The sequence below is a fragment of the Rathayibacter sp. SW19 genome, from assembly GCF_030866825.1.
Taxonomy (GTDB): Bacteria; Actinomycetota; Actinomycetes; order Actinomycetales; family Microbacteriaceae; genus Rathayibacter_A; species Rathayibacter_A soli.
Genome location: NZ_CP133020.1, coordinates 986,458 through 1,001,976, shown reverse-complemented (window position 1 = coordinate 1,001,976; position 15,519 = coordinate 986,458). Strand labels below are relative to the sequence as shown.

Genomic DNA, 15,519 nt, shown 5'->3' with positions numbered 1-15,519 from the left:
GGGCCAGGGTTCGTGAGCGCCAGCCCCCGGCTCGGAACGCTGCCCGCACACCGGCGCGGCCTCAGGGCGACTCCGCTCTATGTGGCGACCCGGAGCTCCTTCAGAATCGTCAGGAATCGCTCTCGGGCGGCGAATTCGACAAGGTGCCCGGCGCCTGTCACTGTCACGAATTGTTTGTGCGGGGCCCGTATTCGGTCGAAGTGACGTCGGGCGAGGACGACGGGGCTGATCAGGTCTCCTTCTCCTTGCACGATGGTGACGGGCACTTCGTAGTCCCAACCGAGTGCGTCGAAGTCGTAGGCGTTGTATTCCGGTTGAAGCTCGTGCAATGCCAGGGCCATGCCTTTTTCGAGTTGCCGGATGTCGCCCATGGTGTAGTCGGGGCTGTACATCAGCGCCGGCAGCATGAGGTCGTAGACCATGTCTGGTACACCTTCGCTGGCCTTGATCGCGATCTTGCTGAAGGTGAGCGAGTCCCCTGGCGACCAGTGGTGACTGTCCGGCCCGAGGCGCTGGAGGTCGCGGATCGCGTGCCGATCCCCGCGCCGCTCGGCCCAGTCCCTGACGAGTCGATACCCCTCGTCTCCCGGCTCATTAGTCAGCACGTTGGCGGCGACAAACGAGCTGACGAGCTCGGGACGGCGTCTGGCGATGATGGCGCCGATGAGGCTGCCGACCGAGCTGCCCATCAGCACGATCGGGCTTCCGAACCGTTCCACGAGCGATTGCGCCAGTTCGATGCCGTCGGCGACGAGTCGCTCCAGCGAAAGGTCGGGCGCGGTGCCCGTTCGCAGAAACGTCTTGCCGCCGCCGCGCTGATCCCACTGCACGAGCGTGAACTCTCGCTCCCAGGAGCCGAGCCACGAGTTGAAAGGAGTGTAAGACGACCCGGGACCACCGTGGAGGATGAGCAGAACGCGATTGGTGGCATCCCGTCCGCGGATGGTGACCCACTGCTGGATGCCGCCCAACGGCACGAAACGCTCCTCACGGATCGTACCCGGTCCGGTGATCTCCAACAGGCGTCGGTTGCGAGACCGTTCGAGCGGCCGCTTGGCCATCGCGACCATCGGGTTGACCATCAGTCGCTCGCCCCCTGCATCACGGCCTCGATCCGCGTCAGAGACTGCTGCAATGGAGCCTCCTCAACGCCGGCAAGGCGCAACAGATCCCGGAACCGCTCGTCCAGTCGCCCCCGAGCCAGTCGAATCACTCGCTGCCCTTCAGCCGTCAAGCCGACCGTATTGCGGCGCCGATTGCGTTCATCCGGCCGCACGCTCACGAAGCCGTCAGCCGTCAGCTCACGCAGCAAGCCCGTGACAGCCGGCGCGGTCGAGCCGAGCCAGTTCGCAAGCGCCTGCTGACTCATCGCCCCCTCGCTGTCGATGGCCAGCAGTACCAGCGTGCGGGAGTACGAGAGCCCGACTTCGTCACGAAGGATGCGGTCGCCGGCTCGCGCAAGTTCCCGCACCAGACGATGCAGCGACATTACGATGTGATTCATTCTTAAGATCTTAACATACGGGTTAGCCGACAGCAACCGTCGACCCGAGGAAGGCGAGTCGGAAGCGTGCAGTCCGGCGGTCGCTGCTCGTGCCGGGACCCGGCCAGGAAGATCGTGCTTCGCCTGCCCAGGAACAACACCGGCAGAAAGGCCGCACGATTTGCCTTGCCCGCAACCAGAAAACTCAGATCAAACCCGGGTGGCCCCTCTCACCAATTCGGAGCCATGAATTCCTGGGACGACTGCGAGGCACTTTGCGATGTCACTTGACACCGACGGGTACGGGCGCAGCAGCCATTCCGCCCCGCCACCGTATCGACGTGCTCCCCGATCGGCGGCGCCCCGTGGGCTCCTCAGCGGCCGGCGCCGGTCCGACTGAACAGTCGAAACCACACCCGAACCGCCATGGCGATGGTCGTGACCAGCCAGGCTGCGACGGCGAACCAGAGCCACATGCTGCCGATCCAGCTCACCAGCGGCAGGCGATCTGCGTGCCCGAGATCGATGCTGGCGACGGCATACATTCCGAGCGGAAAGATGATCCCCCAGAGTGCGGGCGTGTATGCAAGCCGAATGCGGTGCCTGATGTGTCGCCACCATCCGATCGCCACAAGCACTGGTATCAACCAGGTCGCAAAGCACCAGAGCACGACTGAGCCGCCCGCGACAAGGCCTCTCGTCACGGTCACCATCGGCGTATTCGACATCTCGACCACCCTCGAGCCCGCCAAGATCGTGATCGCCGCCGCCCCCATTGCCACCCAATACGGCGGTCCGAATTCCTCGGGTGCGATGCCGTGGGTCACCAGGCGCACGACCACCAATATGCCGATCGTGGCATACAAGATCAGGCCAACACCCCAAGATAGGATCGCAACAACCGATAGCAACTCGCGGATGCCACCCAGCTCCGGCTCGAGCCCGGCCGCCAGCACCGCGACCGATTGGCTCGCGACCGCCCAGATGAACCAGGTTCCGTCAACGCCGCTCAGAACAGACTGCTGTCGCCTGCCGAGCATCACGGCCCACGGGATCGCATACCCGGAGATCAGCCACGCTGCACCGGACACTGCAAGCAGTATGGCCGGCAGTACCACTCCCCAGTCCATCGCAAAGCGTGCGCCCAGCACATTCGTCGCGGCGACGAAGGTGAAGAACTGAAAACCGATCGCCGGGTCGGCCAACTCGCGTGCAACGATCGCTCGATGCGCGATAACGCGCCAGATCGTGAGCGCGATCAGCGCGACGTAGGCGAGTGCAGCGATGGCGAGGAGGGCATCCGATGCGCCGGTGAAGCCCTCGAGTGTCAGGCCGACGGAAATGATGCCGGTGGCCATGACCAACGCGAAGTAGCCGGGTGAAAGGTTCCGCACCACCGAGCGGATGCGGCCACTCCCCACGTCGATCGCCTCACTCTGCACCACACCGCGAGACTACCGTGCTCGACCCGCTACACCAGTGAATCCCGCCAGGCGGCGTGCAACTGCGCGAAACGGCCCGTGCCGGCGATCAGGTCGGCCGGCGTGCCGTCTTCGACAATCCGCCCGTGTTCCATCACCAGCACCCGGTCGGCAATGGCAACCGTCGAGAGGCGGTGCGCGATGATCACCGCGGTGCGGTCGGCCAGCAGCGTCTGCAAGGCCTCCTGCACCAGCCGTTCGCTCGGAATGTCCAGCGAACTGGTCGCCTCGTCCAGGATGAGCACGGCCGGGTCCGCGAGGAACGCCCGCGCGAACGAGATCAGCTGGCGCTGCCCGGCCGACACCCGGCCGCCGCGCTTGTTCACATCCGTCGCATACCCGTTCGGCAGGCTCTGAATGAACGTGTCTGCCCCCACCGCGCGGGCGGCTGCCTCGATTTCTTGGCGCGTCGCATCCGGTTTGCCGAGTGCGATGTTGTCCGAGACGGTGCCGGAGAACAGGTATGCCTCCTGGGTGACCATGACGATCGCACGCCGCAGGTCGTTCGGGTGCAGGTCGCGTAGGTCGACCCCGTCGAGTGTGATCATCCCGGCAGTGGGGTCGTAGAAGCGCGAGATGAGCTTCGCAAGGGTCGACTTTCCGGCTCCGGTCGAACCGACCAGCGCGATCGTCTGCCCCGATGGCAGGTCGAGGCTGAACGCGGGCAGGATCTCGCGATCCTTCTTGTACGCGAAACTGACGTCGTCGAAACGCACGTGCCCGGTCGAAGTCCACAGGTCTACCGGCTTGGCTGGCTCGGGCACGCTCGGCTGCTCCTCGAGCACACCGGAGATCTTCTCCAGCGCTGCTGCGGCCGACTGGTAGGAGTTGTAGAACATCGCCATCTCCTCCATCGGGTCGAAGAAGCGCCGCGTGTACAGCAGAGCGGCCAGCAGCACACCAATTGGCAGGGCGCCGTCGGCGACGCGGAATCCGCCGACCAGCAGCACGACCGCCACCGTGACGTTTCCGATCAACACGAGACCCGGGTCGAAAATGCCGAACAACTGGATGACCCGCGCGTTCACGTCGCGGTAGTCCTCGACGAGACCGCCGAATTCCTTCTCGTTGCGCTTCTCCTTGCGGAACGCCTTCACCGCGCGCATGCCGGTCATCGTCTCGACGAACGACACGATCAGCTTCGCGGATGCGACGCGCGAGATGCGGAACAGGAACTGCGAGCGCTTCTGGAACCAGCGGGTCAGGAACCACAGCGGCACCAGTGAAACGAACAGGATAGCGCCGCTCACCCAATCCAACGCGAACAGTGCGATCGCGATGAAACCCGAGTAAAGCACGCCCTGCACCAACTGGTTGATGCCAGAATCCAACAGTTCGCGGATCGAGTCGAGGTCGCTGGTCTGCCGCGAAATAATGCGGCCAGAGGTGTACGACTCATGAAATTCCAGCGAGAGCTTCTGCGTGTGCAGGAACACCCGCTTGCGCAGATCGATCAAGATCGCCTGGCTGATCCGTGCAGACATCACCGTGTACCAGGCCACCGTGGCAGCCCCGGCGACACCGGTGAGCAGGTAGGCGAATCCTGTCCACGCAAGCGGCCACCAATCCGACTTCAGCAGCGCCGGCAACCCGGTGTCGATACCGATCGCGATCAGGGCCGGGCCCGCGACCTGCGCCCCGGTCGACAGCACGACGACCGCCATCGCCACTGTGACACGCCACCGCAGCGGATGCAGCAGCGAGCCCAGCAGACGTAGCGAACGCCCGCGCATCTGACGCGACTCCTGCGTCGTGAAGTCCTCGCGCTCTTCGCCCTCAACTCCGACAACAGTTGCGGTGCTCATAGATTCGCCTCCTGCAGGACTTCTTGGTCCTGCTCGTCTTCCAAGCTCGAGATGACGAACCGGTAGTGTTCGCTCGTCTCGAGCAGTTCATGATGTGTTCCGACGGCCGTGATGCGCCCGTCTTCGAGCAGTGCAACGCGGTCCGCGAGCATGACGGTCGACGGCCGGTGTGCGACGATCAGCGCTGTGGTCGCGGCCAGCACCCGCCGCAGGGCGGCCTCGACGAGCGCCTCCGTGTCCACGTCCAGCGCAGACAGCGGATCGTCCAGCACCAGGATGTCGGGCTTGGCTGCAACAGCACGTGCAAGCGCCAACCGCTGGCGCTGCCCGCCAGACAGGCTCAGCCCCTCCTCACCGACCTTCGTGTCGACGCCGTCAGGCAGGTCGTAGACGAACCCGGCCTGGGCGATCTCCAAAGCTTCGGTCAGCTGTGCCTCGGCGGCAGCGACCGTCGCGGGATCGTCGCCGACGAGATCGCCCCGGCCGAGCAGCACATTGTCGCGAACGGATGCCGAGAACAGCGTCGCGTCCTCGAACGCCATCGCGATGTGAGAGCGAAGTTCCTCCAGCGTGAGGTCGCGCACGTCGACATCGTCGATGCGTATCGACCCTCCGGTCACGTCATAGAGGCGCGTGGTCAGCGCGGTCAAGGTGGACTTACCGCTGCCCGTCAGCCCGACCAGCGCCATCGTCTCGCCCGACTCGACCGTGAAGTCGACGCCGTTCAGAAGGTCGGGATAGCGTGCCGGAGAATCGGCGTAGCGGAAGTGCATGTTCGTAAAGCGCAGCACTCCGCGCGGATGCGCGATGGTGCGCGGCGCATCCGGGTCGGTGATGTCGTTCGGCGTGTCCATCACCTCGAAGAAACGGTCGGCCGCGGTGCGGGTGTCGAACGTCATCGACAGCAGGAAGCCGATCGACTCGATCGGGAAGCGCAACACCGTCGCGGTCGCGAAGAACGCCAGCAGCTGTCCGATCGTCAGCTGGTCGGTCGAGGTCAGCCAGACGCCGACGACCAGGCAGACGGCGAACGCGACATCGGGAACGAGCAGCAACCACAACCAGATGCCCGCGATCGCCTTCGCCTTGGCTATCTCGGTGCCGCGCAGGTCCTCGGCCTGTGCCGTGAAATTCTTCAGAGCGTGACGACCGCGGCCGAACGCCTTCAGAACGCGGATGCCGTGCACCGACTCCTCGACGGAGGTCGCCAGGTCGCCGGCCTGGTCCTGACTCCGCCGCGCGATCACCGAGTACTTCTTCTCGAAGATGAACCCGTAGACCCAGATCGGTATGGAGCAGACGAGGAAGATGATCGCGAGCAGCGGATTCCACCAGAACAGCACGCCGAAGCCGATCACGATCGTGACGATGTTCACGAAGAACAGCACGAAGCCGAATGACAGCCACCGGCGGATCAGGTTGAGGTCGCTGACCGCGCGCGACAGCAGCTGGCCGCTGGGCCACCGGTCGTGGAAGCTGACCGGGAGCTGCTGCAGTTTGGCGTACAGGCCGTTGCGCAGCGACGCCTCGATGTGAGTGCCAGGGGTGAGCACGAACCAGCGGCGCAGTGAAATGAAGACAGCCTCGCCAACACCGAGCCCGAGCACGGCGAGCGCCGCCGTCCACACCTGGCTGGAGTCGCCGTGCTTCAGCGGACCATCGACGAGCACCTGCAAAACCAGCGGGATCATCAAGGCCACAAGGGAGGCCGCGAGCGCAGCCACCATTCCGAGATAGATCCTCGGCATGGCCGGCTTCGCATACGGGTAGATGCGCGTAAGCGAGCGCAATGTGCTCAGCCGTTTGGCCGATGCGGCGCTCTTGTGCTGTGAGGTCTCGTGGGGTGAGGTGTCGTCGTGGGGTGAGTGTTGCGCGTTCGTGATGGGTGCAGACATGTGTCCAACGTTTTCTGAGTGGGGTGCGGTCTCTTGCTGTAACGAGATCGGCGGCACGTTATGCCGGATCTTGTGTGTCGGTTCTCTCGCGATTGAACTTCGGTGGAGACAAGTTCGACGGAGATCCGAGGGCCAGGAGAGGTCCGTTGCTCAAGGCGGAACGGACAGTCCTGTGCGCGGTTGCGTCGTGGATGCTGCGCGGCGGTTGTTGCTATCGCTGCACGGCGCGAGTCGAATGAAGCCGGGAGTGCTCTACCCGGCGAACGGCTGACGCCGCGGCGCGGACCCGGCCGCGGAGACGCCGCCGAGCACCGCACGCCTACCCGTTGTGCTGTTCTGCGTCGTCTTCATGGCATCCTCCTGAGCCTGATCGCTTGCGTCGTGCTGCTGCTTCCATGCACACCAGTGCGTTTTGCGACAGCCCTACAGGCTATAACCGTCCGGCTGAATACCGCAAGCTCTTTTTGACGAATCACAGGTGAGCGCGTCAGCGCACCCGGATCGACAGGCACGTGACGCAGCCCTCGAGTTTTTCGAACTCGCTGATGTCGACCGTCACCACCCGATAGCCGAGGTCGGCAATCAGCGCGGCGGACTGCGGTGCGGACGCCGCCATCAGCACAGCATCCGGGCCGAGTACGACGACGTGTGCGCCGCCCGGCTCAGGCACAGCCAGGAACCGATCGAACAGGCCGGCGTCATCCACGGTATCCGGGTGCCCGATGATGGTACCGTCCGGCAGCGCGGTCACGGCGCTCTTCAGATGCAGCGCCTTCGTCACCGGCACCGCGATCACGGTGTAGCCGAGCGGTGCGACCAAAGCTCGCAATTGACGGATGCCTTCCGCATTCGTGCGCCCGCCTCGCCCCACGTAGACCGTCTTGCCGACCTTGAGCACGTCACCGCCGTCAAGGGTGCCCGGCTCGGTGATGTGCTCGATCTTCAACCCCTGCTCACGCAGGCTGACCTCGACGGATGCCGCCTCCGGCCGCCGCTCCGGCGCCCCGGAGTTTGTGACGATGGCGGTTTCACCGAACACAACCGCAGCGTCCTCGACGAAGACTGAGTCCGGCAGGGTTTCCGCTGGAGCGACCTCGACGGTCTGCCAGCCATCCGCAACGAGCGCCGCCACATAGGCGTCCCACTGCTCGTCTGCGACGACGGGATCGATAGCGCTCCGCTCGATGTGTGTGACGAGGCCGTCGGCGAGGTTCGATGCGGGAATGCGCACGAGCGCGAACTTGTCCGATGAACGGCCGCGATAGGCGTATGCAGCCCGATAGACAACCCGGCCCAGGGTCACCGTGGTCACAATCGTCGCAAGCACGAAGATCAGGTTGACGCTGAGCAAACTCGAAAGCATAGCGAGGATCAGCGCGCCACTGAACGCCGTGCCCGCGGCAAGCACCTGGAAAAGGCTGCCGATCAAGGGTGCGACGATTCCGATGACGACGCCCCCGACGAGGGCCTTCCACCAGTTCGTCAGCCAGCCGAGCACTCCGAGCACGAACACCAGCACGGCAGCGGCGACCGCGGCGATCGTGAAGTACGAGTGCACCTGTCCGAGCGTTGACAGCTGGAATCCGCCCTGAATGAAGAACGCCAACAGATTCACGATGTGCACCGTGAGCCCGACGGCCAGCGCGGACAAAGCGGATGCGGCGAGCCTGCGGCCCCAAGAATACGTCACGATCCTCGAGCCTAGCGGACCGATTCTATGAGCCCGTTGTGCTCACCCACGCTGGTCGAGTTGCGCGCGAGCGCAGCGAGCACGCGTATCGAGACCCTCACCCCGCGGCGCACGGGGTCTCGATACGGTCGCTAGCGCTCCTTACTCGACCATCAGTTGGTCAGCCAAGGTTTCCGACTCGACCGCCGGTGGGTCAGCCCAGCCGCGCAGCGGCGAGTTCTTCCGCAGCGGCCAACGTCGTGATGCCGCGGGAGCGGGCATCCGCGAAGATCTGCGTCACGGTGTCACCGATCGACTCGACTCGCGCCTGCGTTGCCTCCGGGGATGCACCCGGGCTGGTCAGCGTGTCAAGGAAGATCACGCCGCCTGCGTTGACGACGAAGTCGGGAGCCCAGACGATGCCGCGAGCGCGCATCCGTTCCGCGCCGCTGCGCTCGGCGAGCTGATTGTTCGCAGGGCCGACGACGGCTCGCACTCGAAGTTCGTCGATGACCTGGCTCGTCAGTGTGCCGCCGACGCCGGCCGGAACAAAAAGGTCGCCCTCGACGCGGTGCGCGTCCTCCGGATGCACCCAGCGAGCGCCGAGAGCATCCGCAAGTTCGCGCTTGACCGGGTTCACATCGGTCACCGTCAGCCGCGCGCCGGCGCCCGCCAGTCTGGCAGCGATGAGCGATCCGACATGCCCAAGACCCAGCACGGTGACCCGACGACCCGAGACCTCGCGGCTGCCGAATGCCTCCTGAAGTGTGGCCAACAGTGCAGCGTAGACGCCGGCGGCCGTGGCATCGCTCGGTTCGCCGACGCCGCCGCGCTCCGACGGCAGGCCGCACACGTGCTTCGTGCGCTCGGCGACGACGGCCATGTCCTCAGCGCTCGTGCCGACATCCTCGGCCGTCATGTATGCACCGTTCAGGCTCTCGATGGCGTCGCCGAGGTCGAGCATGACGGCGCGGCGCAGTGTTGGGTCCAGAACGGTGCCCCGCGGCAGGAAGATCACTGTCTTGCCGCCCCCACGGTTCAGGCCGGCGGCCGCGTTCTTCAGCGTCATGCCTTCGGAAAGCCGCAGCGAATCGTGCACGGCTTCGACCCAGTTGTCGTAGGTCCAGAGGCGGCAGCCGCCCAGCGCCTGGCCGAGCCGCGTCGAATGCACGGCAATGCTGATGGTCAGGCCGCTTCGCTCACCCTTGACGACCACGAGCCGCTCGTGCGGCAGGTTTGCGCCGGTCAGCGCCGTCAGGTCGACGCCCGTGGTCGCGAGCGCGGTCGTTTGCGCGGCCGTCGAAGTTGGTATCTGCACGGATTCCTGAGCGGATGCCTGCGCGGCTGTCTCCGCATCCGTGGCGATCAAATCTGTGGTTGCGGTCGACATCGTCGTCTCCTTCTGGCGCTTCGTGGCGCTCATCGTTCGGCGCATGCGCGCCACGCATCGCCGCGTCTCGTGAACGCGTCGAGGTATGCATCCATTCGATCAAATTCTGGCGATCTGCACAACCGCAGCCGCCGCACCTGCGCATTCTGTGATGTGGATCTGCGCGTCTGGCGCGCATAATGATCATCATGACCACTCTCGATGCCACTGATCGCCGCATCCTTCTCGAACTCGAGGACGATCCGCGCCTGCCCGTCGTGCTGCTGGCAGCCCGGCTCGGCCTGGCGCGCGGCACCGTGCAAGCACGGTTGGAACGCCTCACCGCGCGCGGCGTGCTGCTGCCGCACAGCGTGCGAGTGGCACCGACCGCGCTCGGCCGCCCGATCCGTGCCATCGTCACTGCCGAACTCGACCAACGCGAATTCAACGCGTCGATGAATGCGCTCGGCAGCATCCCGGAAGTGCTGGAGTGCGCCGCAATCTCCGGCGGAAGCGATCTGTTCCTGCAGGTCGTCGCGCGCGACCCGGACCACCTCTACCGCGTCGGCCAGCAGATCCTCGGATGCCCGGGCATCCGCCACACCGCAACGTCACTGATCCTGCGTGACCTGATTCCGTTCCGCACGACACCGCTCCTCGCCGAAGACTCGTAACACGCGCGCCGGCGGGTGCCGTCCCGCTCGCGGCGTGCGTTGCGCCACCTCCCGCGCCCTGCGCCACCTGAACTGGCGCACACCACACCACCCGGCGCACAGGCGCCAGCCACCGGCCTGCGCGGCCACGCGCCCTGCTCTTGTCCTCAACACACGCGCGCCGAAGCGCTTTGTCCCCAAACCGCTGCATCAGCCGACCCGACGCGTCGATACTGATGAACAATTGCGGCATGAATTCATCCGTCGTGCGGGCCGACCCGGGGTCCACCCTGGTGCTCAGCCGCAATGCAACCGCAGACGGTTTGAGCGCCCCATTGCGATCCCGAATCGCCCAGGGCCAGCTGAAACTCGTCCGCCGCGGCGTCTACACGGATGCGGCGGCGTTCGCACAGCTGGACGACACCGCGTCCTACCGCACACGGGTGCTCGCAACCTTGGCACTTCGGCCGGATGCCGTTGTGACAAGTTACTCCGCCGCGGTATTCCTCGGATTGCCGATGATCGGAAAATGGCCCAAGGAGGTCTACCTACTATCCGGCACATCGTCCGGCCGCCGCCGGAACGGGGTGGTCGAGCTGGGTCGTCGCGGAGGCGAATCGATTGTCGAGACGGATGGCCGACTGATGACGTCGATTCCGTATACGCTGCTGCACATCTGCCGAACCGCACGCTTTGTCTCGGCGCTTGCGATCGTCGATGCCGCTGTGCACATTGACCGCTTCGACCGCACGCCAGCACTGATTACTATCGCAGAACTTGCTGCCTACGCCGCCGAGCAATTGCCATTTCCCGGGAGCATTCGCGCCGCGCGCGTGCTTCGGAACGCAACGACGCTTGCCGACAACTCATTCGAGACCTTGAGCCGCGTTGCAATCGATGAACTCGGCTTTCCACAACCGATACTTCAGCACAAGCTTTATCTGCCGCTCAGCAATCGTTACGTCTTCACCGACTTCGCATGGCTCGAGCACGCGTTAGCCGGCGAGGCAGACGGCCTCGGCAAGTACCTGGGCGGCGGACCGGGCCCGGTAAAAGATCCGGCACAGACGGTCATCGAGGAGAAGCAGCGCGAAGACGAGATCCGCGGACTTGGTCTTGCGGTTGCCCGCTGGGGCTGGAAAGATGCCCTTCGTCGAACACCTCTCAAGGCCATCCTGTTGCAGAAGGGCCTTCCGTTGGTTCGCCGGCCGCGGACATACGTCTAACCATCGCATCGCCGCACCTCCGCGCTGTGCCGGCACACTCTGCGCCACATCCGGCGGCATGCGCCATTTCAACTGGCGCACCGCGCACAAACTGGCGCAACGCCGAGGCCTAGCCGGCGAAACTTCCACTCGCCGTGGGCCTTACGCCGACAGCGCACCCTGACGTCGCACCCGCGCGCCGCGCCCACGGGCGCCACATCCGGCGGCATGCGCCATTTCAACTGGCGCACAGCGCACAAACTGGCGCAACGGTCGATACGGCCGCAGGCGGCGTACTGCACGAACAACCGCAGGTCGACTGGCGCCGCTCAGTGGTAGAAGTGGCGCTCACCCGTCAGGTACATGGTGACGCCGGCTGCAGCGGCCGCCGCAATCACCTCGTCGTCGCGAATCGAGCCACCCGGTTGCGCGACCGCTGCCACGCCGGCATCCAGCAGGATTTGCAGTCCGTCAGCAAACGGAAAGTACGCGTCGGATGCGGCGACCGCCCCGGCGGCGCGCTCCCCCGCACGCTTCACTGCGAGGTCACACGAATCGACCCGGTTGACCTGTCCCATACCGACCCCGACGGATGCCCCTCCCGACGCCAGCAGGATCGCGTTCGACTTCACGCCCCGGCATGCCTTCCAGGCGAACTCGAGGTCAGCGAGCGTGGCCTCGTCGGCGGCCTCGCCTGAGACGAGCTTCCAGCTCGCGGAGAGTCGCGGCGCATCCGGCGACAGGTCGAAACGGTCGGCGGTCTGCATCAGAGCGCCGCCGGAGATCTGCCGAAGCTCTGTTGCAGCGCGGCGGTATTCGTCCGGTAGCTGCAGGATGCGCAGATTCTTCTTGGTCTGCAGCAGTTCGAGTGCCTCCGGCTCGAATGCGGGCGCGATCAGCACCTCGGTGAAGATGCCCTTCACGGTTTCGGCCATCGCCAGCGTGACCGTACGGTTCGCGGCGATGACTCCGCCGTATGCGGAAACGGGGTCGCACGCGTGTGCGCGAGCATGGGCATCCGCAATGTCGGCTGCAATGGCGATGCCGCACGGGTTCGCGTGCTTGACGATGGCGACCGCCGGTTCGGCGAAGTCGTAGGCGCTGCGCAGTGCGGCATCCGCATCGACGTAGTTGTTGTAAGACATCTCCTTGCCGCCGAGTTGCTCGGCCTGTGCGATGCCGCAACCGTTGCGCTGCACATACAACGCCGCACGCTGGTGAGCGTTCTCGCCGTAGCGCAGCGGCTCCGCGAGGGCGACGCTGACCGTGAACGTCCTCATCCACTCGTTGTCGCGCGGCTCGACGAGACCGCCGGCCTCCGTGATCTTCTTGTCGTCGTACGTGTGGCCGAAGTTGACGGCGTCGGCGCTGGAGAACCAGGCCGAGACGGCCGCGTCGTACTCGGCAGTGTGCTCGAACGCCTGCTTCGCCAGAGCGCGCCGTTCCGAGAGTGTGGTGCCGCCTCGGGTCTGAATCGCGTCCACGATCTCGTCGTAGTTGTGCGGCGAGACGACGATTGCCACGTTGGCGAAGTTCTTCGCCGACGCACGCACCATCGACGGCCCGCCGATGTCGATCTGCTCGACCACATCGTTGGCTGCGGCACCGGAGGCAACGGTCGCGGCGAACGGGTACAGGTTGGAGACGACGAGCTCGAACGGTTTGATTCCGGCCGCTTCCAACTGCTGCTCGTGATCTTCCAACCGCAGGTCTGCCAGAAGGCCCGAATGCACGGCAGGGTGCAGCGTCTTGACGCGCCCGTCGAGCATCTCCGGGAATCCTGTGACAGCACTGACATCGGTCACCGGGAACCCGGCCGCACGGATCGTTGCGGCTGTCGACCCGGTCGACACGATCTCGACTCCTGCCCCGATCAGCGCGGTCGCCAACTCCTGCAGCCCTGTCTTGTCGTAAACCGAGATCAGCGCGCGGCGCACCGTGACAAGATCACGGTCGCGATAGCTGCCAGATTCGTGGCTGCTGAGGTCGTGGCTGAGGTTGTGGCTGTTGAGGTTGTGGCTGCTGAGGTCGTAGCTGGGTCCGCTCATGATCGGGCAAGCTCCTTCAAGTCGACGTGTCCATTGGCGATGTCGAGCACGGCCTGCACGAGCAGTCTGCGTTCAACGGGTTTGATGCGATCGTGCAGCGCACTCTCCGTGTCATTGCGCAGCACGGGCACCCGCTCCTGCGCGATGATGGGCCCGGAGTCCACGCCGTTGTCGACGACGATCAGACTCGCGCCGGTCTGCTGCACGCCCGCGGCAAGCGCGTCGCGCACGCCGTGCGCTCCCGGAAATTCGGGCAGATAGGCCGGATGCGTGTTGATCAGGTTCGGCGAGAGCTCCTCCACGACGTGCGACGGCAGCAGTCGCATGAAACCGGAGAGCACCACGAGGTCCGGCCGCCACCTTCGGATCTCCGCCAGCAACGCATCGCCCCACGCCTCGCGGCTGGCGAATGACGAGTACGCGACCGTGAACGACGGAATTCCGAACTGTTCCGCGTGTGCAAGCCCGGTGGCATCACGGTCTGCGCCGACCGCAACGACCCGTGCCGGGAACTCCGCATCTTCGGATGTTTCCAGCAGGGTGCGTAGGTTCGATCCTCCTCCGGAGATGAGAACCACGAGCGAAAGCACGGTCTCAGCCTACTGGGTCGACCTACTGGGCGCGCCGCGCCGCTGTAAGGATTCCGACGAGCGCTCCGACCGCGATCGCTGCCGCCGCGCAACCGGCGACAACGATGCCGTTCGGGCCTGCATCGTGCAGGCGGCCGGGGCCGATCGAACCGGATGCCCACCAGGCCAGCAGACCGAGCTGCGCACCGGCGGCGACGCCTGCCGCGAGCGCGATCAGCACGAGGCGCGCGGATGACGGCACCGCGCCGGGAAGCTGCGCCATCCGCCGGCGGAGCAGGGTTGCGCTGAGGAAACCGGCCAGCACGGGCACGAGAAGTCCGGCGAAGCCGAGTGCTACAGAGCCCTCCGGCAGCACGCCGAGCAACGGCAGGCTGGGCAGTGGCCCAACCTGCGTGCCGACGGGGCTGACCGACGACCCCGTGCCGAGCGCGAATCCCGGCCCCAGCAACCAGGATGCCGTCCAGATCACCGCGTTGGGCAGAAGCGCCAGCTGCGCAACGGTCAGCGCCGTCGCGCCGAGGAACCCGGCCTGAACCTGCTCGTACAGACCGACGACAGTGCCGAAGTGCCCGAACAGCAGCACGGCGACCAATACCGCTGCCGCCGCGACCACGAGAGCGGACGCCGCTGTTCCTGCCCTCAGGGCCGCCGCCGCCTCCGATCGCAAACCTGCGCTGAAGTGTCGCTCGAACCAGACCGCGATCCGCGGCCGCCAGCTCCCGGCCGCGATCGCCGCGGTCGACACACGATCATCGGATGCCGCCGCCCGCCGCGCGCGCGCCGCCCCGACACCCAAACCGATCGTCACGCCGAGGCCGAAGACGAACGCAGGCAGCACGATGCCCTGCCACAGCGACACGGCAACCAACGCACTGCCTGCCGTCAGTGCGATGACCGCTCCCAGAGCTCCATACACGACGACGGCCGCGATCGCGCCGGTCCACGGATGCGGAGTCTCCGCCGCGCGGATTCCCGTGCGCGCGCCCATCAGAACCGCGAGAAGGGCGAAGCCGAGCACGGCGATCGTCACCTGGAACGGCACGCCCGCCTGCGCGAGTCCGAGCGCTGCAGTCGTGGCCGGGCTGAGCGCAAAGGTGAGATTCACGCCATGCCCGAGCAACCAGATATCCGCTGCGGCCTTCCAAAACACGCTCCAGTCCACGGCGAGGTGAAACTGTGTCGCCCACAGAACGGTCAGAGGGACCAGCACGATTCCGATGCCGATGGCGACAACGATGAGTGCGTCAAGCGCAGCGAGGAGGACGACGGTGATGCGGTTCATCGCCAGGGAGCTTATCGGGCTGCGCGGCCGCCGGCCCGC

At 65.7% G+C, this 15,519-nt stretch carries 12 protein-coding genes; 2 read left to right on the top strand and 10 right to left on the bottom strand.

From position 1 onward, the window contains the following. Positions 1-77 precede the first annotated feature (77 nt). The 7 genes from QU604_RS04565 to QU604_RS04535 all read right to left on the bottom strand — a co-directional run bounded on the left by QU604_RS04565 (position 78) and on the right by QU604_RS04535 (position 9,723). Positions 78-1,082, bottom strand: coding sequence for an alpha/beta fold hydrolase (locus QU604_RS04565; RefSeq protein ID WP_308467609.1), 1,005 nt, complete (start codon positions 1,080-1,082; stop codon positions 78-80). After that, positions 1,082-1,504, bottom strand: coding sequence for a MarR family winged helix-turn-helix transcriptional regulator (locus QU604_RS04560; protein ID WP_308467608.1), 423 nt, complete (start codon positions 1,502-1,504; stop codon positions 1,082-1,084). The genes QU604_RS04565 and QU604_RS04560 overlap by 1 nt, the downstream gene beginning before the upstream one ends. Positions 1,505-1,857: 353 nt before the next feature. Next, positions 1,858-2,928, bottom strand: coding sequence for a tellurite resistance/C4-dicarboxylate transporter family protein (locus tag QU604_RS04555; RefSeq protein ID WP_308467607.1), 1,071 nt, complete (start codon positions 2,926-2,928; stop codon positions 1,858-1,860). 26 nt (positions 2,929-2,954) lie between these two features. Further along, positions 2,955-4,769 carry an ABC transporter ATP-binding protein gene (locus QU604_RS04550; RefSeq protein WP_308467606.1) on the bottom strand — a complete coding sequence of 605 codons (1,815 nt, stop codon included), beginning with the start codon at positions 4,767-4,769 and terminating at the stop codon, positions 2,955-2,957. Then, positions 4,766-6,664, bottom strand: coding sequence for an ABC transporter ATP-binding protein (locus QU604_RS04545; RefSeq protein WP_409349993.1), 1,899 nt, complete (start codon positions 6,662-6,664; stop codon positions 4,766-4,768). The genes QU604_RS04550 and QU604_RS04545 overlap by 4 nt, the downstream gene beginning before the upstream one ends. A 487-nt stretch (positions 6,665-7,151) precedes the next feature. Further along, positions 7,152-8,354: a dimethylargininase gene (gene ddaH, locus QU604_RS04540; protein ID WP_308467605.1), complete on the bottom strand. Its 1,203-nt coding sequence runs from the start codon at positions 8,352-8,354 to the stop codon at positions 7,152-7,154. 193 nt (positions 8,355-8,547) lie between these two features. Further along, the gene (locus QU604_RS04535; RefSeq protein WP_308467604.1) at positions 8,548-9,723 is read right to left on the bottom strand and encodes a Glu/Leu/Phe/Val dehydrogenase dimerization domain-containing protein; all 1,176 of its coding nucleotides are present in this window, start codon (positions 9,721-9,723) and stop codon (positions 8,548-8,550) included. Between the two features lie 188 nt (positions 9,724-9,911). On the opposite strand from QU604_RS04535, the gene QU604_RS04530 reads away from it, so the two are divergent. Both QU604_RS04530 and QU604_RS04525 read left to right on the top strand, forming a co-directional pair. Beyond that, the gene (locus QU604_RS04530) at positions 9,912-10,376 is read left to right on the top strand and encodes an Lrp/AsnC family transcriptional regulator (RefSeq protein ID WP_308467603.1); all 465 of its coding nucleotides are present in this window, start codon (positions 9,912-9,914) and stop codon (positions 10,374-10,376) included. Positions 10,377-10,606: 230 nt separating this feature from the next. After that, positions 10,607-11,581, top strand: coding sequence for a hypothetical protein (locus tag QU604_RS04525; protein WP_308467602.1), 975 nt, complete (start codon positions 10,607-10,609; stop codon positions 11,579-11,581). A 308-nt stretch (positions 11,582-11,889) separates the two neighbouring features. Here the strand turns inward: QU604_RS04525 and purH are convergent, their stop codons facing one another. From purH to QU604_RS04510, 3 genes are read right to left on the bottom strand one after another with little or no spacing between them, the layout of a single operon-like run. Further along, entirely contained in the window at positions 11,890-13,608 is a 1,719-nt protein-coding gene (gene purH, locus QU604_RS04520; RefSeq protein ID WP_308467601.1) for a bifunctional phosphoribosylaminoimidazolecarboxamide formyltransferase/IMP cyclohydrolase, read from the bottom strand. Beyond that, the gene (purN, locus tag QU604_RS04515; protein WP_308467600.1) at positions 13,605-14,198 is read right to left on the bottom strand and encodes a phosphoribosylglycinamide formyltransferase; all 594 of its coding nucleotides are present in this window, start codon (positions 14,196-14,198) and stop codon (positions 13,605-13,607) included. Before purN ends, purH begins: the two co-directional genes overlap by 4 nt. A 22-nt stretch (positions 14,199-14,220) precedes the next feature. Continuing rightward, positions 14,221-15,480: a cell division protein PerM gene (locus QU604_RS04510; protein ID WP_308467599.1), complete on the bottom strand. Its 1,260-nt coding sequence runs from the start codon at positions 15,478-15,480 to the stop codon at positions 14,221-14,223. Positions 15,481-15,519: the final 39 nt, after the last annotated feature.

Bases quoted from the DNA above. Each gene is read 5' to 3' on its own strand.
- QU604_RS04565 (WP_308467609.1), bottom strand. From the start codon at position 1,082: ATGGTCAACCCGATGGTCGCGATGGCCAAGCGGCCGCTCGAACGGTCT.
- QU604_RS04560 (WP_308467608.1), bottom strand. From the start codon at position 1,504: ATGAATCACATCGTAATGTCGCTGCATCGTCTGGTGCGGGAACTTGCG.
- QU604_RS04550 (WP_308467606.1), bottom strand. From the start codon at position 4,769: ATGAGCACCGCAACTGTTGTCGGAGTTGAGGGCGAAGAGCGCGAGGAC.
- QU604_RS04545 (WP_409349993.1), bottom strand. From the start codon at position 6,664: ATGTCTGCACCCATCACGAACGCGCAACACTCACCCCACGACGACACC.
- QU604_RS04535 (WP_308467604.1), bottom strand. From the start codon at position 9,723: ATGTCGACCGCAACCACAGATTTGATCGCCACGGATGCGGAGACAGCC.
- QU604_RS04530 (WP_308467603.1), top strand. From the start codon at position 9,912: ATGACCACTCTCGATGCCACTGATCGCCGCATCCTTCTCGAACTCGAG.
- QU604_RS04525 (WP_308467602.1), top strand. From the start codon at position 10,607: ATGAATTCATCCGTCGTGCGGGCCGACCCGGGGTCCACCCTGGTGCTC.
- purH (WP_308467601.1), bottom strand. From the start codon at position 13,608: ATGAGCGGACCCAGCTACGACCTCAGCAGCCACAACCTCAACAGCCAC.
- QU604_RS04510 (WP_308467599.1), bottom strand. From the start codon at position 15,480: ATGAACCGCATCACCGTCGTCCTCCTCGCTGCGCTTGACGCACTCATC.